The organism is Falsibacillus albus (assembly GCF_003668575.1).
Taxonomy (GTDB): domain Bacteria; phylum Bacillota; class Bacilli; order Bacillales; family DSM-25281; genus Falsibacillus; species Falsibacillus albus.
The window spans coordinates 159,151-179,404 of the sequence record NZ_RCVZ01000005.1 but is presented as its reverse complement, the minus strand read 5'-3'; the positions used below and the strand labels follow the sequence as shown (position 1 = coordinate 179,404).

Here is a 20,254-nt window from a genome sequence, read left to right as displayed (position 1 = left end):
AGGCATTTTTCTTCATGCGATGTGTGGCTGACGAAGAGTTCCTTGTCCTGTGCCAACATGGAACGACATCGTTTCCGGTGAGGCCCGAGGAAAGCGGAGACTTGCGTGGAAATCGACAGCGGTGTTTAACAGAGCCAAAAAATAAAGGGGTGAAGCAGGTGCAAAACAAGTTTTTTTGACAAAGAAACTAATAATGACAAAATGAATTTCAAAACTTTACAAGTTTTTTGAGAAGATTGTCTGTCTGGTGTTTTTATGAGGAAATATCCGCGAAATAACCATTAATTTCACGGACGAAAAAAATTTAAAAAAGGAGGAATATTTTGCTCGAAAAAGGAAATTAAAAATATGTGGTGAAAAGTGGGGGGATGTGGTAAGGTTGAGTTAGAAAGTGGGGGAAATGGGCATGTTCATGGGGGAATATCAGCACAATGTTGATAATAAAGGGAGATTGATCGTCCCTGCTAAATTTCGTGAACACCTTGGTGAGACCTTTGTTTTGACAAGGGGCCTCGATCAATGTTTATTTGGATATCCTTCCTCAGAATGGGCCCAGGTTGAAGAAAAGTTAAAAGCTCTTCCCCTTACTAAAAAAGATGCCCGTGCATTTACTCGTTTTTTCTTTTCCGGTGCGACCGAGTGTGAAGTGGACAAGCAAGGCAGGATCAACATTCCCGGTTCGCTTCTGGGCTATGCACAGCTGGAAAAAGAATGTGTGGTTTTAGGCGTTTCCAATCGAATAGAGATTTGGAGCAAAGCATTATGGGAAGAATACTTCGTAGAATCTGAAGAATCATTTGCTGAGATAGCAGAGAATATGATAGGGTTTGATATTTAGGCAGTACAGCCATGATTCGATTGGAAAGGTGAAGAAAATGTTTGAACATACAACAGTATTATTGAAAGAAACGGTAGATGGATTGAACATCAAGCCGGATGGGATTTATGTCGATTGTACATTGGGCGGCGCAGGGCACAGTGAATATTTGCTGTCCCAGTTATCAAAAGAAGGCAGGCTTTATGCCTTTGATCAAGATGAAACCGCCATCGCGCATGCCAAGGAAAAGCTGGCTCGATATGAAAGCCAGGTCACGTTCATTAAAAGCAACTTTAAATACATAGCGGAAGAGCTTCGATCAATCGGTGTACAGCATGTTGATGGAGTCCTATATGATCTTGGAGTTTCATCTCCCCAGCTCGATACCCCAGAGAGAGGCTTCAGCTATCATCATGATGCCCCGCTCGATATGAGAATGGATACGAGCAGTTCCGTTTCTGCTTTTGAAGTCGTTAATCATTGGTCTTATGAAGATCTTGTCAGGATTTTCTTTAGATATGGAGAAGAGAAATTTTCAAAGCAAATAGCCAGAAAAATTGAAGCAGCAAGGGAAAAAGCTCCGATAGAAACAACGCATCAGCTTGTCGAACTTATTAAGGAAGGCATCCCTGCGCCAGCAAGAAGAAAAGGCGGACATCCAGCCAAGAGAATATTCCAGGCAATCCGCATTGCAGTCAATGATGAACTTTCCGTATTTGAAGAATCATTAAAGAGTGCGATTGATTTGGTGAACAGTGGTGGGAGAATCAGTGTGATCACTTTCCATTCGCTGGAAGACAGGATCTGCAAGAGCATCTTTAAAGAAGGAAGTACTGGTCCAGAGCTGCCGCCGGGATTGCCTGTCATACCGGATGAGTATAAGCCTGTCCTGAAACTGGTAAATAGAAAGCCAATTTTGGCCAGTGAAGATGAATTAGAGATAAATAATCGTGCAAGATCCGCAAAATTGAGAGTGGCGGAAAAACTATAATCGGGGGGAGTAGAAATGGAAAACTTAGCACGTAAGCAGGAAAGGAATTTTGTCAGTCATGGCCAGCCGGACATAGCCCCAAAGAAAGCACCGCTTAAACGTCGCGGCATCACACCTGGCGAGAAAATCCTCGGTATTTTATTTGTGGCATTCATATGCATCGTTGCTGTCAGAATGGTATCTACACAAGCATCCATTTATGGGGTTAATAAGCATATTCAAGATGTTGAAAGCACCATTCATGAACAAAAGAAATCCAATAACGACCTTGAAATGCAAATCAGTGAATTGAGCCGCTTCGAACGCATTAAAAAAGAAGCCAATAAACTGGGCTTAAAACTGAATGAAGATAATGTTAAGGTTGTGGACCAAAAATGAAATCGAATAAAGTAAATAGAAATGTCGGAGCAGCGGTATTATTCTTAATATTCGGCCTGCTCTTTTTTGTATTGATTGTCCGGTTCTTGACGATTCAAATCACTGGACAGGTGGAAGGCAAGGCTTTAGCAGCAAAAGCGGCTCATAAATACTTGCGTTCTGAAATACTTGATGCTAAAAGGGGGACGATCTTTGATCAAAATGGTGAAGTGATCGCAGAGGATACCGATTCCTTTTCACTCGTTGCCATCCTCGATAAGAAGATGACAACCGATCCGGACCACCCCCACAATGTTGTCGACCCTAAGATGACAGCGGAAAAACTTTCGAAATACATAGATATGAGCGAAAGTGAGATATATGATATTTTGAATAAAAAAGGCAGATTCCAGGTGGAATTCGGCAGTGCTGGACGAGATATTTCCGTTGAGACGAAAAAGAAAATCGAAGCAGAGCACCTGCCCGGAATAACGTTCAAAAGGGAATCCAAACGATTCTATCCAAATGGAGTATTCGCATCTCACTTGATTGGCTATGCCCAAAAAGAAGAAGATAAAGACGGAAAAGTGAAGACAATCGGAAAGATGGGGATCGAGAAAAGCTTTAATTCCATCCTTTCAGGGAAAGATGGTACCCTCCAATATGACAGTGATCTATGGGGCTATCTTCTTCCGAATAAGAAAGAGATGGTGAAAAAACCGCAAAATGGGTCGGATATTTATATGACCCTTGATAAAAAGATCCAAACATTTTTGGAAGATTCCATGAATCAAGTCGAGGAAAAATATAAACCGAAAAAAATGGTGGCGATCGTGGCAGATCCGAAAACAGGTAAGATCCTTGCCATGAGTCAGAGGCCGACCTTCCACCCTTCAACCAGGGAAGGAATCGCAGATAATTGGCACAACTTGAATGTGGAATCCCAATATGAACCTGGATCGACCATGAAGGTTTTTACCCTTTCGGCGGCGGTTGAGAGCGGTGCATTCGACCCGAATGAGCGATATCAGTCGGGAACATATTATGTTGGAAAATCGCCTATAAGGGATCATAACTGGGGAGCAGGATGGGGCAAGATCACCTATTTGGAAGGGGTTCAGCGTTCATCCAATGTTGCCTTCGTCAAGCTGCTTGAAAAAATGGGCGACGATACCTTCAAGGATTACTTAAACCGTTTCGGCTTCGGCCAGCCGACCGGCATCGACCTTCCGAATGAAGCTTCGGGGAATATCCTATTTAAGTATCCTATCGAAAGAGCGACTACAGCTTTCGGACAAGGAACGACGGTCACGCCTATGCAAATGATACAGGGGATGACTGCCATCGCCAACAACGGCACGATGATGAAGCCTTATGTCGTCGACAAAATTGTCAATCCAAATACGAAAGAGGTAAAAAAGACGCAGCCTGAGGTTGCCGGCCACCCGATCAAGCCGGAAACCGCCAAGAAAGTCCGGGACATCTTAGGGACGGTCGTGACGGCGGAACATGGGACAGGGCATTCATATGCCCTTGATGGCTACTCTGTTGCAGGAAAGACTGGAACAGCTCAAATTCCGGATCCGAAAACCGGCAAATATATGACAGGTAACGATAATTATATCTTTTCGTTCGCCGGCATGGCCCCGAAGGATGACCCTCAGCTAATCATGTATGTCGCCGTCCAGCAGCCGCATTTGCAGCAGAACGAAGAAGGCTTGCCAGACAGCGGCTCTGTGCCGGTATCCATGATTTTCAATCCTGTCATGAAAAGCAGCCTGCAATACATGAACATCAAGCCGGAGAAGAATATTTCGGCAAAAATCACTAAGGTGCCCGATTTTAAAGGACAAAACATCGGTTCCATCCCGGATAATATGAAAAAAGATGGCATCGATCTTGTTAAATTAGGAAATGGCACAACAATAACTGAACAGCTGCCTGCCCCGGGATCCAACCTTTTGGAAGGGGAAAAAGTCGTTGTGAAAACCAACGGACCGATGAATTTGCCAAACATGACTGGATGGTCCAAGCGAGATGTACTCAAAGTCGCAGAGCTGGAAAACCTTAAGTTGAATACGATGGGAAGCGGATATGTGGTCAGTCAAAACCTAAAACCGGATTCACCTGTTGTCGAGGGAGATCACCTTGTCGTGAATTTCATGACGCCAGAACAAGTCAGAACCAAGAAAGAGAATGACAAGATCGCAAAAGAAAAACAAAAAGGCGAAGAAGCAACACCGCAGGATTAATGGATATGGGGCTGGTTTGCGTCAGGGCAATCTCCATCATTCTCGTCAACGTCATTTTGGCGAATGAGGGTGGGCCTGGATGGCAGGCCAGCCTGTTCTATTGAAATACGTACAAGCATATACTGAAACGAGCCTTAAGAAGAGGAGGTCCGTTCAGTGAAGCGTGTTTCAAATGTGACTGTCAGAAAACGTCTAGCCATGACATTGCTGGCAGGGCTCGTGATATTTGGGATTATTGACATACGGCTTGGGTATGTACAATTTATCATGGGGGATATGCTGACTGGTAAAGCAAAGGATTCTTGGAGCAGGAATATCCCCTTTGAGCCTGAAAGAGGAAAGATAGAAGATCGGAATGGAGTGGAGCTTGCCACAAACCAGAGTGCCCCTACCGTATATGTTGTGCCGAGGCAGGTAGTCAATCCTGCAGAGACAGCTGAAAAGCTTGCTGCAGCTTTAAATATGTCCAAAGAAAAAGCTTATCAAATCATCACCAAACGTTCCTCGATTGAAAGGATTCCCGAAGGCAGGAAAATATCATACGAGAAAGCGAACGAGGTGCGTGAACTAGGGTTGAAAGGAATATATATTGGAGAAGACTCAAAAAGATATTATCCTTTCGGAAGCTACTTATCACACGTGTTGGGCTTTGCTGGAGTTGACAATCAGGGCCTGATGGGACTCGAATTGGAGTATGACAAAGAGCTGAGCGGCAAAAAAGGTTCTGTCCAATTCTATTCCGATGCAAAAGGGAAGAGGATGCCGGACATGTCGGATGACTATGAGCCGCCTGTCGATGGACTTGACTTAAAATTAACGATTGATACGAAGGTGCAGACGATTGTGGAGCGTGAGCTGGATATTGCAGAGGCAACCTATAATCCTGATGGATTGATTGCGATCGCCATGAATCCGAATAATGGTGAAATTCTGGCCATGTCGAGCAGGCCTACATTCGATCCCGCAAATTTCAGAAATGTTTCCCCGGAGGTTTACAACAGGAACCTCCCCATTTGGAGTACATTTGAGCCGGGTTCCACGTTCAAGATCATCACTCTGGCTGCTGCCCTTCAGGAAGGAAAAGTGGATCTCGAACACGACCATTTCTATGATTCCGGTTCTGTCGAGGTAGCAGGGTCTACGCTTCACTGCTGGAAGCGTGGAGGACATGGATCTGAAACCTTCCTCGAGGTCGTCCAGAATTCCTGCAACCCGGGCTTTGTGGAACTGGGGCAGCGTCTGGGGAAGGAGAAATTGTTCAAATATATCAAGGATTTCGGATTTGGAGAAAAAACGGGGATCGATTTGCAGGGGGAAGGAAAAGGGATCCTTTTCAACCTGGATCGCGTAGGACCAGTCGAGCAGGCGACAACCGCCTTTGGGCAAGGTGTTGCAGTTACCCCGATCCAACAGGTAGCAGCAGTGGCAGCTGCGGTTAATGGAGGAATATTATATCAACCATACATTGCAAAAGAATTGGTTGATCCAAAGACCGGGGATGTAGTGATGAGGAAGACTCCGGTAGCAAAAAGGCGTGTCATCTCAGAAGAGACATCAAAGAAAATCCGCAATGCCTTGGAAACTGTCGTCGCACTCGGCACAGGTAAAAATGCATATGTGGATATGTATCGTGTCGGAGGAAAGACAGGGACCGCCCAAAAAGCCCAGAACGGAAGATATTTAGAAAATAACTATATCGTTTCATTCATGGGGTTTGCCCCTGCGGATGATCCACAGCTGGTAGTATATGTTGCGGTGGATAACCCTAAAGGAACAGTTGCATTTGGTGGAACGGTCGCTGCGCCGATTGTTGGCAACATCATGGAGGATAGCCTTAGGGCTATTGGAGTGGAACCTCGTAAAAATCAAATTGAAAAGAAGCCATCGATTTTGGATGCTCCGACAGTGAAAGTACCTAACCTTGTTGGATTGACAAAAAAAGAACTTCAGCAATATTTGTACGATATTAAACTTGATGTCAGCGGGTCGGGAGATAAAGTCATCAAACAATCGCCTCAACCAGGTACGAAGGTGGAAGTGGGCTCGACAATCAGAATCTATATGAATTGACGATGGATGTATAATGGCTTTCCCATGGAGTGCCTGGCTCTTCTCATCATGCTATATATAGTAGGATTTTTCGGTTTTTCTGCTGTATATGGTATGCGGGGGCCCGGCACTTTCCTCATGATGGATAAGGACGATCCAAATCGATAAAATTTTTGACAGAATGCAAAAAGGCTGATAGCATCAGAATGATTTTTTATGTAAAATAAATATGATTGCTTTCTTATCTATAGAGGGGATTGAAAAGATGAAATTACATACATTATTAAATTTTTTACCGATGAAAATAAACAAGCCAAATGAGAACCCTGAGATTCATTCGTTGGAGAATGATAATCGAAAAGTTGAAAAGGGAAGTTTATTCATTTGCATTAAAGGGTTTACAAATGACGGGCACAATTTTGCCCAAAATGCTGTAGAATCTGGAGCAGCTGCCGTTTTGTCCGAGCGTCCGCTTGATCTCAATGTGCCTGTCATTGTTGTGAAGGATACAAAACGGGCCATGTCAGTGCTCGCTGACGGCTTTTATGGCCAGCCGACTAAACAGCTTCACCTTATAGGTATAACTGGTACGAATGGCAAGACGACAACAAGCCATCTCATTGATGCAGTGTACCGGCATGCGAAGGTGCCGACCGGATTGATCGGCACGATGTATGTGAAAATGAATGAACGCATCATTGAAACAAAAAATACGACACCAGAAAGCTTGACGCTGCAAAAAACGTTTCATCAGATGAAGGAAGAGAATATTGAAGCGGCCATCATGGAAGTTTCTTCTCATGCTTTGGTACAAGGCAGGGTTCATGGCTGCGACTATAACATTGCCGTTTTTACGAACCTGTCCCAAGATCATCTCGACTACCATAAGACGATGGATGAGTATAGGCATGCGAAAGGACTATTGTTTTCACAGCTTGGAAACACTTATGATCATAAAAGGCCAAAATTTGCAGTGCTGAATGCAGACGATCCTGCATCAGAGTTTTATTTGCAGGACACAGCCGCCCATGTCGTTACATTCGGAATCGAGCATGATGCCGACTTTCAAGCAGTCAATATCCGCATGAACGGCCAGGGGACTACCTTCCAGTTGAAATACCCGGATGGCGAAAGGGAAGTTTCATTAAAGCTGATCGGTAAATTCAGTGTATACAATGCACTGGCTGCCATTGCAGCATGCTATGCATCCGAGCTATCCATTGAAACAATTTTGTCGGCTCTTCAAAAAGTCGAAGGGGTGGCTGGAAGATTCGAATTGGTGGATGAAGGGCAGGATTTCCCGGTGATTGTTGATTATGCGCACACACCCGACAGCCTGGAAAATGTATTGAAGACTGTTAAACAGATTGCAGATAATAAGGTTTTTGTTGTTGTAGGCTGTGGAGGCGACCGGGATAAAACGAAGCGTCCATTAATGGCCAAGATTGCTTGCAAATATGCGACAGATCCGATTTTCACCTCCGACAATCCTCGAAGCGAAGATCCAAATGCGATTCTTGCCGATATGATCGAAGGTGTCAAAGGTAAAAGATATGAGGCCCTGGTAGATCGAAAGGATGCAATCCTGAAAGCTATTGAATCAGCTGAGAAGGGTGATGTCGTCCTGATTGCCGGGAAAGGCCATGAAACTTATCAAATAATTGGGGATGCAGTCCATGACTTCGATGATCGAATAGTAGCAGCTGAAGCAATCCGGAAGAAGTAGTTGTGATGCTGAACTATGGATTTATATATGACTTATATCCAAAGTCGATAGGGATTCAAGATAAAATCATGACGTTCAATACCGTCACCATTTCGGAATCCCATCCTTGCAGCAGGTGCCTTTTCATCCCATTTGATGAATCGCAGTCCTTGCTGACCGCAATCGGGAATGGAGCGATTGCAGCTGTTTGGCAAGAGGAGTGGCCAATACCGGCCTATACGCCCAATCATTTCCCGATGTTTATAGTAACGAACACCAAATGTGCGTATCAGCAGATTTTCGCCGAATACGCAAAGCTTATTGACAAAAATAGAAAAAAAGAGTGGGAAAACATGACTAATTTCGTTTTTTATGCATCAAATCTTCTTAAAGAAGAGATTAAAACATATGATATTGCTGTACAAAAAGATCGTGATAAGCTGATGAAGCTTATTGATGAAAATTGTAGTGAAGGGACGGGGAAATGATGCTGCAACAATTCTTGTTTTTTACAATCCTGATGGGATTCTTAATAACCGTCTTATTATCCCCAGTCTTCATACCGTTCCTGAGAAGGTTGAAGTTTGGTCAGAGTATACGTGAAGAAGGGCCCAAGTCGCATCAAAAAAAATCCGGCACCCCTACGATGGGAGGGATCGTTTTCCTGATTTCGATCACTGTCACCACGTTGGTGATGTCCGGGAAGTTTGCTGAACCGAGTTCAAAAACATTGATGCTTTTGCTTGTTACACTCGGTTTCGGAGTGCTGGGATTCTTGGATGACTTCATAAAAGTCGTCATGAAGCGGAACCTGGGGCTTACATCCAGACAAAAGCTCCTGGGTCAGATTGTCATCGCCGTAATTTTCTATTTGATTTATCGTCAAAGCGGCCTTTCATCGGATTTATCCATTCCATTCACCGATATCACCCTGCATTTAGGATGGTTTTACATCTTCATCGTCATTTTCTGGCTCGTCGGCTTTTCGAACGCTGTCAATTTGACGGATGGCTTGGATGGCTTGGTATCTGGTACGGCTGCCATTGCATTTGGGGCCTTTGCCATCCTGGCGTGGAATTTATCACAATATGATGTAGCCATCTTTTCTGTATCGGTCGTTGGGGCAGTCCTTGGTTTTCTGGTTTTCAATGCACATCCTGCAAAAGTTTTTATGGGGGATACCGGTTCACTGGCATTAGGCGGCGCCATCGCAACCATTGCGATTTTGACAAAGCTGGAGCTTCTGCTTGTCATCATCGGGGGAGTATTTGTAATCGAAACCCTCTCGGTGATCATGCAGGTCATCTCTTTTAAGACGACAGGGAAAAGAATTTTTAAGATGAGTCCATTACACCATCATTATGAGCTGGTTGGCTGGTCTGAATGGCGTGTGGTAGTAACGTTCTGGAGTGTTGGAGTAATCTGTGCCATCCTGGGCATTTATATCGAGGTGTGGATGTAAGTGGAAATGATAACGAAATACAAATATAAAAAAATATTGGTGTTAGGGTTGGCTAAAAGCGGAGTCAGTGCTGCTTCACTTCTTCATAAGCTTGGTGCATTTGTGACGGTAAATGACAAAAAGCCCCTGGCAGAGAATCCGGCGGCGCAAAACCTCCTAGACCAGGGAATAAAGGTTATTTGCGGAGACCACCCGATTGAGCTATTGGACGAAGGCTTTGAATTGATCGTGAAAAACCCTGGGATTCCATATTCAATCCCTCTTGTAGCCGGTGCATTGGAACAGGGGATCCCTGTCATTACGGAAGTAGAGCTTGCCTATGAAATTTCCGAAGCAGATTTTATTGGAATCACCGGAACTAATGGGAAGACAACGACGACCACCCTCATTTTCAATATGCTGGAGAAAGGCGATCTGAACCCTTTGATTGCGGGGAATATCGGGACGGTTGCTTCTGAGGTTGCCCAGAAGGCTGATCGTGATAATCAAATCGTCATTGAATTATCATCCTTTCAGCTGATGGGAATCAGAGAGTTCCGTCCGAAGATCGCTATCATTACCAATCTTTATGAGGCCCATCTTGATTATCATGGAGGACTTGAGGACTATTGGAGAGCAAAGGTTAATATTACGATGAATCAAACAGAAGATGACTTTTTGATTGTCAATGCCGAACAGCCTCAGCTGATGGAAAGGATCAAATCATCGAAAGCGCAAATCGTCCCATTTTCCACTAAGAAATATCTTGAGAAGGGCTGTTCCGTTCATGAAGGAAATGTCATGTTTGATGGTGAGGCCGTCATTCATCTTCATGACATCGCGCTTCCGGGAGAGCATAATCTGGAAAACGTGTTGTCAGCCATTGCTGCAGCAAAGCTAAAGGGAGTGGACAATGAGGCAATCAAGTTCATCCTTTCTACATTTACTGGCGTAAAACACAGAACCCAGTTTGTTTCCGAGTTAAATGGAAGGAAATTCTTCAATGATTCGAAAGCCACGAATATTCTGGCGACCCAAAGTGCTTTGAAGGCATTCGATCAACCGATCATCCTTCTCGCCGGTGGACTTGATAGAGGCAACGATTTTGACGATCTTCTTCCTTTTATGAAAAATGTGAAAGCATTAATTACCTTTGGACAAACAGCTCCAAAGATAGAAGAGATTGGCAGGAGAGCAGGAATAGAAAAGATTCAGCGTGTCGATAATGTTGAAAAGGCAGTGCCTGCAGCCTATGAATGCTCGAATGAAGGGGATGTGATCTTGCTTTCCCCTGCATGTGCAAGCTGGGATCAATATAAAACTTTTGAAGTTCGCGGTGATATTTTCATAAATGCGGTGCATAAGCTTATATAAGAGCTTGGCTAATAGGATGGGCAAAGGGATCATCAATCGCTCCATATGTGCTCAAGCAGGCTCAAAATATAGTCTGTAGAGGTGTTGACAGTTGCCGTTAAAAAAATCGACCCCGGATTTTATCTTGATCATCGCAACGCTTTTCTTGTTAGCAATAGGATTGATCATGGTCTATAGTGCAAGCGCCGTTTGGGCCACATATAAATTCGACGACTCTTTCTTCTTTGCCAAAAGACAATTGTTGTTTGCAGGTGTCGGCATCATTGCCATGTTCTTTATAATGAATATCGATTATTGGACATGGAGAACTTGGGCGAAAATCATTTTGATTATATGCTTTGTCATGCTTCTGATGGTGTTGGTTCCCGGAGTGGGTATGGTCCGGAATGGTTCCAGGAGCTGGATCGGCGTCGGCGCTTTTTCGATCCAGCCATCGGAATTCATGAAGCTTGCCATGATTGCATTTTTAGCAAAATTTTTAGCAGAACGGCAGAAATATATTACATCCTTTAAAAAAGGTCTGGTACCGTCACTTTCCCTTGTATTCATCGCATTTGGCCTGATCATGCTGCAGCCTGACCTTGGAACTGGCACGGTCATGGTTGGGACATGTATCATCATGATTTTTATTTCCGGTGCAAGAATCAGCCATTTTGCTGGTTTGGGCATTCTCGGTGTCCTAGGCTTTGTAGGTTTGATTCTTTCAGCACCATACCGAATCAAGCGGATTACATCATTTCTGGATCCGTGGTCAGATCCCCTGGTCAGTGGATTTCAGATCATCCAATCTTTGTATGCCATCGGTCCAGGAGGGCTATTTGGACTTGGCTTGGGCCAAAGCAGGCAAAAGTTCTTTTATTTGCCAGAGCCGCAAACGGATTTTATCTTTGCCATCTTATCCGAAGAGCTGGGCTTCATCGGGGGGACGCTCGTCTTGCTGTTGTTTGCGCTTCTTCTTTGGAGGGGGATTCGAATCGCACTTGGGGCACCGGATTTATATGGCAGCTTTCTAGCTGTCGGAATCATTTCCATGATTGCGATCCAGGTCATGATCAATATCGGGGTTGTGACCGGGCTGATGCCGGTAACGGGCATAACACTTCCTTTTCTAAGCTATGGAGGTTCTTCGCTTACTCTCATGTTAATGGCGGTTGGGGTATTATTGAATATCAGCCGCTACTCAAGATACTAAAGAAAAAAATTGCCAAGGGAACCCGAAATTGGGTTTCCTTTTCATCTTTTTAAGGATAAAATAGAAAAATATGGTCGAGTGATATTACATTTCAATGACATTCCTATGTGATTAGAACAATGCTGTTTAGAATATAGTAAGATAGGGTAACGGTAAAACGTTGCTCATATACATAGTGCATCTTTGTTTAACACTTAATGAGGTGAAATCATGAAAATTATTGTGAGTGGCGGGGGGACAGGCGGACATATCTATCCTGCCCTGGCTTTTATCAGAACGATTAAACAAAAACATCCAGACACCGAATTCTTATATATCGGCACATCTAAGGGTCTGGAGTCAAAGCTGGTAACCCGCGAGGAGATTCCGTTTAAGTCCATTGAGATCACAGGATTTAAACGATCAATTTCATTTGAAAATGTCAAGACCGTTCTCCGCTTTCTTAAGGGCGTCAAGGAGAGCAGGAAAATAATAAGAGAATTCAAACCTGATATGGTGATCGGGACAGGCGGATATGTTTGCGGTCCTGTCGTTTATGCAGCGGCAAAAGAAAATATCCCATCCATCGTACATGAACAAAATAGTGTGCCGGGCCTGACGAACAAATTCCTGAGCAAGTATGTAGATAAAGTGGCAATCTGTTTTGAATCTGCCACAGGGTTTTTCCCAAAGGAAAAGGTCGTCCTCACAGGAAATCCAAGGGCTTCCGAAGTTGCCGGGATTAAAAAAACAGATATACTTGCAAGGCTTGGATTGACGGATCTAAAACCTTCAGTGCTAATCTTTGGAGGGAGCAGGGGCGCGCGTCCCATCAACGAAGCTGTTGTTGCATCACTTGAATCCTTTGCTCAAAAGCCTTATCAGGTGATCTATGTAACAGGAGATGTCCATTTTGACAAGGTGAAGAAGGAAGCGGAAGCAGCCGGTGAATTGAAAAATGTCGTCATCACTCCATTTTTGCATAATATGCCTGAAGTATTGCGTTCTGTCGATGCAGTCGTTTCCAGGGCGGGTGCGACGTCCATTGCAGAGTTCACTGCATTGGGAGTACCGAGCTTATTAATCCCGAGTCCATATGTTACAAATAATCATCAAGAAAAAAATGCAAGGGCATTGGTTGAAAAAGATGCTGCGAGTCTTTTATTGGAAAGTGAACTGACTTCAGAGAATCTGGTTCGGCATATTGACCAGATCGTTTTGGATGCGGAGAAAAAGAAAAGAATGAGCGAGTCAGCAAAACAGCTTGGCATGCCGGATGCTACATCAAGGCTGTACAATGTCATGCTCCAGCTCACTGGAAATCGTCAAGCGAGGGAGAAATAGACACAATCTGCGATTTTAATGCTCACAATGAAAGCATAAATGGTGGTGGATAAACAGAAAATTATGGATTTCATTCTTTTCTGTTTATAGTCTATAAGCTAAAATAGAGATAAGAGAGCCTTTCTTAATCGTTTTGAATGGAAGGATTTCTGCTACTCCATTCTTTATGTAAGTGAAAAGGTGGATTGTTATGAAAAAAGGAAATATTGTTTCACTGGAAGACCGCATTCCAAAAATAAAGCAGCAAAGGAAGCGAAAAGCAAACCGAAGACTCATTCTACTGCTTTCCATATTCTTTCTGTTGATCGTATGCGTTGCTTATTTTCAATCTCCCTTCAGCAAGGTGAATAAGATTGAAGTAACAGGGAACAGCCTGTTAAGCAATCAGACAATCTTAAAGAATAGCAAAATAAAAAAAGGCATGAATGTCTGGGGCATTAATCGGAAAGAGACGCAAAAGAGATTGACTGAAATGCCTGAAGTAAAAAAAGCAAAAGTAAGTGTCCACCTTCCAAATAATATTACAATACATATTAGTGAATATGGAAAAATTGCTTACTTGGCAAAGGGGACAAGCTTTTTGCCAGTTTTAGAAAATGGGAAGATTATCAGGGATGCCCCTATGAAAGGAATCCCCGTTAATTCTCCTATTCTGTCGGATTTTTTACAAGGAAATGTATTGAATGAAATGGTTAAGGAATTAGGCAAAGTGCCCGATGAAATTGTCAATTCCATCTCGGAAATTCAATACACCCCTAAAAAAACCGATAAATATCATATCACGCTATTTATGAATGATGGATTCGAAGTCAGTGCGACCATCCGTACGTTTGCCGGAAAAATGGTACATTACCCTTCCATCATAAGCCAATTGGATCCAAATAAGAAAGGTGTCATCGACTTGGAAGTCGGCTCCTTTTTCAAAGCTTATGACTCCGAGGGAGAGAATCAAAATGAAAAAAAAGAAGATAAAAGGTAAGCAAGTCGTCCTCTCTCTTGTCACGCTTGTACTCGGGTTTATTCTTGCTTTCTCATACAGCTTAGCAAATAAAGAACAGGCAAAGAATAAAATTACCGATCGGCAATGGGAGCGGGAAGATCAATTGAGAAGCCAGCTGATAGAACAGCAAAAAGCCAATCGAAAGCTTCAGAAAGAGCTGTATGCCAAGCAATCGAAAGTGCTTGACAGTGAGAAGGAGCTTTCCAAGGAAGAACAGGTATTTTACAATTTGGCGGAGGATGCTGAAAAGTATCGGATGTATCTCGGGAAAGTGAAAGTAAAGGGTAAAGGAATCGTCGTCACATTGGAAGATGGTGATTATAATCCAGATGAAGAAAATGTCAATAATTATCTTGTGCACGAACACCATATTTTCAGTGTAATCAACGAACTGTATATTGCAGGGGCTGGTGCGGTGGCGATCAATGGCCAGAGGCTGCAGCATGATTCCTATATATTATGCAATGGTCCAGTCATCACGGTGGACGGGGTTCAACATCCTGCCCCATTCACCATCTCGGCAATAGGGGATCCGGATGTTATGGCTTCAGCGCTGAATATTACAGGAGGCGTGAAAGACCAGCTTGTGAACGATAATATTATTTTCAAGCTGGAAAAGAAAGATCAAATAGTGTTAGAACCTATCCTTGGGGAATCTTCCTAAGGTAGGGTCTTTTCCTTTAAACTAGAAGGCTAGGTGAAAAGGAGTGGCCAAAAGAGTCAAAGTCAGCTTCACATTGATTACAATCATTATCGGTTTCATGCTGGCCATACAATTTCAAACCGTGAAGAAACCTGTAGTCAGAGACACCCGGGATATCTGGGAATTAAGGGAAGCGTTGTTGAAAGAAAAAAAATTACAATCAAATTTAATCAATGAAATTAGATCCAACGAGGAAAAATTGGACAAGTATGAAGCCAATAAGAAGGTGAGCAAGGAAGAAGCCTTGCGGGAAACCCTTGATGAGCTGAAAAAAGAAGCAGGACTAACAGACATAAGCGGTCCCGGGATTGTCCTGACGATCGAACCTGTATACGAAGACGGGCTCCTCGGGAAGAACCTGAAGTCCGTTTCGCCGGATCTTTTGAAAAGAATGGTGAATGAGCTGAATATGTATGACGCCAAGTATATTTCCATCGACAATCAGCGGGTTGTCAATAATACAGTCATACGCGACATCAACGGTGAAACGAAAGTCAATGGCCATACGGTCGGCAAAGTGCCGATTGAGGTCAAGATCATTACCGACGATTGGGAAACGGCCCAGAAGTTGTACAATAGAATGCAGGTATCTCAATCAGCAGATGAATTTTTCCTCGATGATCTGAGGATCAACATTTCTAAACCGAGCAAAAAAGTAAAAATACCTGGCTATCAGGATACAATTAGGATTCGCTACATGGAGCCTGTCAAAGAAAAAGGAGAGAATTAGTATGTGGCTTCCAGTTTTAGGGCTTCTAGTTGGGGTAGTTCTTGGCCTGTTGACCGATATACGGATCCCGGAGGAATACTCTAACTACCTTTCCATCGCAGTTTTGGCTGCACTTGACACCCTTTTCGGGGGAATTAGGGCTCATTTGCAAAATATTTATGATGATCGCGTTTTTGTTTCGGGCTTCTTTTTTAACATTTTGCTAGCCGCAAGTTTGGCTTTTCTAGGTGTACATCTTGGTGTAGACTTGTATTTAGCAGCTGTTTTTGCCTTTGGCGTCCGTCTATTTCAGAACATCGCTGTCATCAGGCGGATTTTGATTAGCAAATGGTCTTCAAATTCTAATGAAAAATCTGAAAAAAATTGATTTTTTAAAAGGGAAAATGTGAGTTTTGCCGAATTACATTATAAGATATATTCAATTTAACGTTAATCATTACAATTGTTGTTCAAAATACGAAAAGTAATGTAGATTTGTTGAAGGAGGTGCCATAGAATGAACAGCAATGAAATATATGTGAGTCTTGACATCGGTACATCCACTGTAAAAGTGATAATTGGAGAAATGGTCAATGATTCCTTAAACATTATCGGTGTTGGAAACGTCCTTTCAGAAGGGATTAGAAAAGGGTCTATTGTCGATATAGACGAAACCGTTCATTCTATAAAAAAAGCAGTCGAGCAAGCAGAGAGAATGATAGGTATGAATATTAACAAAGTGATTGTAGGTGTAGCCGGCAATCACGTCACCCTCCAACCTTGTCACGGAGTAGTGGCAGTATCAAGTGAAAACCGTGAAATATCGGATGATGACGTAGCAAGGGTAATGGATGCGGCCCAAGTCGTTTCCATACCACCAGAACGAGAAATCATTAATGTCATCCCGAAGCAGTTCATTGTTGACGGGCTCGATGAAATAAATGACCCTCGCGGCATGATCGGTGTAAGGCTCGAGATGGAAGGCACCATTATAACAGGTTCCAAAACTATATTACATAATACTCTTCGCTGTGTGGAGCGCGCAGGGCTGGATATTACGGATATTGTTCTGCAGCCACTGGCAGCTGGAGCGATTGCATTATCGAAGGATGAACAAAATCTAGGAGCCGCCCTCATCGATATAGGCGGTGGCTCAACGACTCTTGCTGTTTTTGAGCAAGGTCATTTGAAGGTTACTTCAGTATTGCCGGTAGGCGGCGAGCACATTACCAAAGATTTATCGATTGGCTTGCGGACATCAACCGAAGATGCTGAAAGAATCAAGGCAAAATATGGACATGCATTTTATGACCACGCATCAGAGGAAGAAGTGTTCAGTGTTCCAATTATAGGAAGTGATCAACATCAGCAATTTAATCAATTAGAAATTTCTGATATCATTGAAGCAAGGCTTGAAGAAATCTTCGACCTGGTTCAACATGAATTAAAAAGATTGGGTATTAGAGACTTACCCGGCGGCTATGTCCTTACCGGCGGGATGGCTAACCTCCCAGGAGTTCTTGATCTAGCTCAGCTGGTATTCCAAAATCGCGTAAGAGTTGCGATTCCGGATTACATTGGTGTCCGGGAATCACAATATACTACTGCTGTTGGTTTAATCAAATACGCACACAAGAATGCTAGATTGCAAGGAAGAAACGTAAGTGCTGCTCCCGTTCCTTCTGAAAATGTCGAGAAGAGGCAAGCAAAACAACCACAGCCAAAACCAAGAGTAGAGAAGCAGCCAGAAGAAAAGATTTCGAATAAAATGAAAAAGTTTTTTGGATACTTTTTCGAATAAGACATCGTAGCGGAAATAGACGAATTAGGAGGATTTGTCATGTTGGAGTTTGATACTAATTTAGACCAATTAGCAACTATTAAAGTAATCGGAGTTGGCGGCGGTGGAAACAACGCCGTAAACCGAATGATTGAACATGGGGTTCAAGGTGTAGAATTCATTTCTGTTAATACAGATGCACAAGCATTGAATCTATCAAAAGCTGAAATAAAGATGCAAATAGGGGCCAAGTTGACAAGGGGATTGGGTGCAGGCGCCAATCCAGAGGTCGGCAAAAAAGCCGCTGAAGAAAGCAAGGAGCAAATCGAAGAAGCACTTAAAGGCGCAGATATGGTTTTCGTAACCGCAGGTATGGGAGGCGGAACGGGAACTGGTGCTGCACCGGTCATTGCTCAGATCGCGAAAGATCTTGGCGCTTTGACAGTTGGTGTTGTTACACGCCCATTTACATTTGAAGGCCGAAAGCGTCAAACACAGGCAGCTGGCGGAATTTCTTCCATGAAAGAAGCTGTCGATACACTCATCGTCATTCCCAATGACAGGTTGTTGGAAATTGTTGATAAAAGCACCCCGATGCTTGAGGCATTCCGTGAAGCGGATAACGTCCTTCGACAAGGTGTTCAAGGTATTTCCGATTTAATCGCTGTCCCAGGATTAATCAATCTGGACTTTGCCGATGTAAAGACAATCATGTCCAATAAAGGGTCTGCATTGATGGGAATTGGTGTTGCCACTGGTGAAAGTCGTGCGGCAGAGGCTGCGAAAAAAGCAATTTCCTCTCCGCTGCTTGAAACTTCCATTGATGGAGCACAAGGCGTGCTTATGAATATCACCGGCGGAACGAACCTTAGCTTATATGAGGTTCAAGAAGCGGCGGATATCGTAGCATCTGCATCAGACCAAGAAGTGAACATGATTTTTGGTTCTGTAATTAATGAGAATTTCAAAGATGAAATTGTAGTAACGGTCATTGCAACAGGTTTTAATGAAGAAGTCGTTCAGCCTAAGCAAGTCCGCCCTTCATTCGGTCAAATGAAACAAAATGCGAATCCAACAGTGAAAAGGGAGCCGAAACGCGAAGAAATTCAGCCGGAACCGCAAACACAGCGTTCTACTTCATCCCAGCCGATGGAAGAAACATTGGATATTCCTACATTCCTGCGAAATCGCAATCGACGCCGATAAGAATATGAAAACGAGTGGTGAATGCCACTCGTTTTTTTATTTAGGCTCTTTTCTCATACATTGTTGCTTCAGCTAATAAAGTATGATGGTTTAAACAAAGTTTCAACTTTAAAATAGCGTATATGGGAAAAGAGCTGGAAAACTTTCATTCATCGAACAAAATAGCTATTAAAAAATCAATATTAGAATGTAATAAACATTAATTTGAAAACATCTCCAATAAAATCATCATTCTTCTCCCACAATTTCTCTCAAAAAGATTTGACAAAATTCGAACGAAACTCCAAAAAAATCTTTCGTCCAGCATACAAGAACTGACACACTTCTGACCAGGAGGTGGGATATACTTTTTCTAACCACAAAAAGATAAGCGATAAGGGGGGGAATGGTTGGTAATTTATTTAGATGTGATCTGGCTATTGAATCTTTTAGTAGATAGTTTGATATTATGGATGACCTCTCTTATTTTGAAAAGGCATGTTCCTTGGTGGAGGGTCTTGCTGGGCGGGTTTATTGGCTCATTGATCATTTTACTTCCTATTACACCATGGGGCGGGATTGCAAATGATATCTGGCTGAAATTATCATTCTCTCTGATGATGGTATTGGCAGTCTTTGGCTTTAAACGGGCAAAGTATTATTTAAGCAATTTAATGACCTTTTATTTTTCCACCTTTTTAATAGGCGGCATCCTCATGGGGACTCATTATTTGTTATCTTTCCAGCTCGATTATCAATCTTCAATATTCTTGGCCAGTGTTCGGGGCTTCGGTGATCCGATATCTTGGTTGTTCGTGATATTTGGGATTCCAGCTGCATGGTATTTCTCCAAGAAAAGGATCGAGACCTTTGAAATGGCAAAAATTCAATACGATCAAATTGTATTGGTATCAATAGAACTTAATGGACTTAAGTTCACTTTAAAGGGTTTGATCGACAGCGGGAATAAATTAACCGATCCCATTTCTCAAATGCCTGTGATGATTGTTTCCATCAAGAGCTTACAAGAACATCTGCCTTCACCTATTGTTTCGATAGCCAGGGATCCGGACGCATTTATGGACGGGACCATACAGCTTCCTGATGAATGGCGAGATCGGCTTAGATTTGTGCCGGCACAGGTTGTTGGAAAACAGCATCAATTACTCAGTGCATTCAAGCCGGATTTCATCAAGATAAGCAATCAACAGGAGACATGGACCATAAAGAAGGCGCTAATCTCATTTACGGTGCAACCGTTATCGCAGGATGATGAATTTGACTGCATCGTCCATCCGAAAATGCTTACTGGGATCAGTGTAAAAACGGCCTCATAATGAGCGGTAATATAACTATACTCCGCATTTGTATAAAAT

At 43.1% G+C, this 20,254-nt stretch carries 18 protein-coding genes; all 18 read left to right on the top strand.

Features of this window, described 5'->3' with window-relative positions; genetic code table 11:
• The first annotated feature begins 406 nt into the window (after positions 1–406).
• The 18 genes from mraZ (at position 407) to spoIIGA (ending at position 20,215) form a co-directional block, all read left to right on the top strand.
• Positions 407–838, top strand: coding sequence for a division/cell wall cluster transcriptional repressor MraZ (gene mraZ / locus D9X91_RS09465; protein WP_121680363.1), 432 nt, complete (start codon positions 407–409; stop codon positions 836–838).
• A gap of 37 nt (positions 839–875) precedes the next feature.
• On the top strand, positions 876–1,808 hold the full coding sequence (gene rsmH, locus D9X91_RS09460; RefSeq protein ID WP_121680362.1) for a 16S rRNA (cytosine(1402)-N(4))-methyltransferase RsmH: 933 nt from the start codon (positions 876–878) through the stop codon (positions 1,806–1,808).
• A gap of 15 nt (positions 1,809–1,823) precedes the next feature.
• Positions 1,824–2,186: a cell division protein FtsL gene (gene ftsL / locus D9X91_RS09455; protein ID WP_121680361.1), complete on the top strand. Its 363-nt coding sequence runs from the start codon at positions 1,824–1,826 to the stop codon at positions 2,184–2,186.
• Positions 2,183–4,417, top strand: a complete 2,235-nt coding sequence (locus D9X91_RS09450; protein WP_121680360.1) for a penicillin-binding protein — start codon at positions 2,183–2,185, stop codon at positions 4,415–4,417. The genes ftsL and D9X91_RS09450 overlap by 4 nt, the downstream gene beginning before the upstream one ends.
• A 198-nt stretch (positions 4,418–4,615) precedes the next feature.
• Positions 4,616–6,487 carry a stage V sporulation protein D gene (locus D9X91_RS09445; RefSeq protein ID WP_121680460.1) on the top strand — a complete coding sequence of 624 codons (1,872 nt, stop codon included), beginning with the start codon at positions 4,616–4,618 and terminating at the stop codon, positions 6,485–6,487.
• A gap of 244 nt (positions 6,488–6,731) precedes the next feature.
• Positions 6,732–8,192: a UDP-N-acetylmuramoyl-L-alanyl-D-glutamate--2,6-diaminopimelate ligase gene (locus D9X91_RS09440; protein ID WP_121680359.1), complete on the top strand. Its 1,461-nt coding sequence runs from the start codon at positions 6,732–6,734 to the stop codon at positions 8,190–8,192.
• Between the two features lie 5 nt (positions 8,193–8,197).
• Positions 8,198–8,659: a hypothetical protein gene (locus D9X91_RS09435; protein WP_148709061.1), complete on the top strand. Its 462-nt coding sequence runs from the start codon at positions 8,198–8,200 to the stop codon at positions 8,657–8,659.
• Positions 8,659–9,633 carry a phospho-N-acetylmuramoyl-pentapeptide-transferase gene (gene mraY, locus D9X91_RS09430; RefSeq protein WP_121680459.1) on the top strand — a complete coding sequence of 325 codons (975 nt, stop codon included), beginning with the start codon at positions 8,659–8,661 and terminating at the stop codon, positions 9,631–9,633. Before D9X91_RS09435 ends, mraY begins: the two co-directional genes overlap by 1 nt.
• Positions 9,634–9,639: 6 nt before the next feature.
• Positions 9,640–10,986: a UDP-N-acetylmuramoyl-L-alanine--D-glutamate ligase gene (gene murD, locus D9X91_RS09425; protein WP_407644184.1), complete on the top strand. Its 1,347-nt coding sequence runs from the start codon at positions 9,640–9,642 to the stop codon at positions 10,984–10,986.
• Between the two features lie 91 nt (positions 10,987–11,077).
• Complete coding sequence (gene spoVE, locus D9X91_RS09420) at positions 11,078–12,178, top strand: stage V sporulation protein E (RefSeq protein ID WP_121680356.1); 1,101 nt, start codon at positions 11,078–11,080, stop codon at positions 12,176–12,178.
• 210 nt (positions 12,179–12,388) lie between these two features.
• Entirely contained in the window at positions 12,389–13,501 is a 1,113-nt protein-coding gene (murG, locus tag D9X91_RS09415) for an undecaprenyldiphospho-muramoylpentapeptide beta-N-acetylglucosaminyltransferase (RefSeq protein ID WP_121680355.1), read from the top strand.
• Between the two features lie 190 nt (positions 13,502–13,691).
• A complete protein-coding gene (locus tag D9X91_RS09410; protein WP_121680354.1) occupies positions 13,692–14,480 on the top strand; it encodes a cell division protein FtsQ/DivIB in 789 nt (262 codons plus the stop codon).
• Positions 14,455–15,165 carry a DUF881 domain-containing protein gene (locus tag D9X91_RS09405; protein ID WP_121680353.1) on the top strand — a complete coding sequence of 237 codons (711 nt, stop codon included), beginning with the start codon at positions 14,455–14,457 and terminating at the stop codon, positions 15,163–15,165. Before D9X91_RS09410 ends, D9X91_RS09405 begins: the two co-directional genes overlap by 26 nt.
• A 43-nt stretch (positions 15,166–15,208) precedes the next feature.
• Positions 15,209–15,934: a DUF881 domain-containing protein gene (locus tag D9X91_RS09400; RefSeq protein WP_121680352.1), complete on the top strand. Its 726-nt coding sequence runs from the start codon at positions 15,209–15,211 to the stop codon at positions 15,932–15,934.
• A gap of 1 nt (position 15,935) precedes the next feature.
• Positions 15,936–16,301, top strand: a complete 366-nt coding sequence (locus tag D9X91_RS09395; RefSeq protein WP_121680351.1) for a small basic family protein — start codon at positions 15,936–15,938, stop codon at positions 16,299–16,301.
• A gap of 129 nt (positions 16,302–16,430) precedes the next feature.
• Positions 16,431–17,714 carry a cell division protein FtsA gene (gene ftsA / locus D9X91_RS09390; RefSeq protein WP_121680350.1) on the top strand — a complete coding sequence of 428 codons (1,284 nt, stop codon included), beginning with the start codon at positions 16,431–16,433 and terminating at the stop codon, positions 17,712–17,714.
• Between the two features lie 39 nt (positions 17,715–17,753).
• Entirely contained in the window at positions 17,754–18,899 is a 1,146-nt protein-coding gene (ftsZ, locus tag D9X91_RS09385) for a cell division protein FtsZ (protein WP_121680349.1), read from the top strand.
• A gap of 389 nt (positions 18,900–19,288) precedes the next feature.
• Positions 19,289–20,215, top strand: a complete 927-nt coding sequence (gene spoIIGA / locus D9X91_RS09380; RefSeq protein WP_121680348.1) for a sigma-E processing peptidase SpoIIGA — start codon at positions 19,289–19,291, stop codon at positions 20,213–20,215.
• Positions 20,216–20,254: the final 39 nt, after the last annotated feature.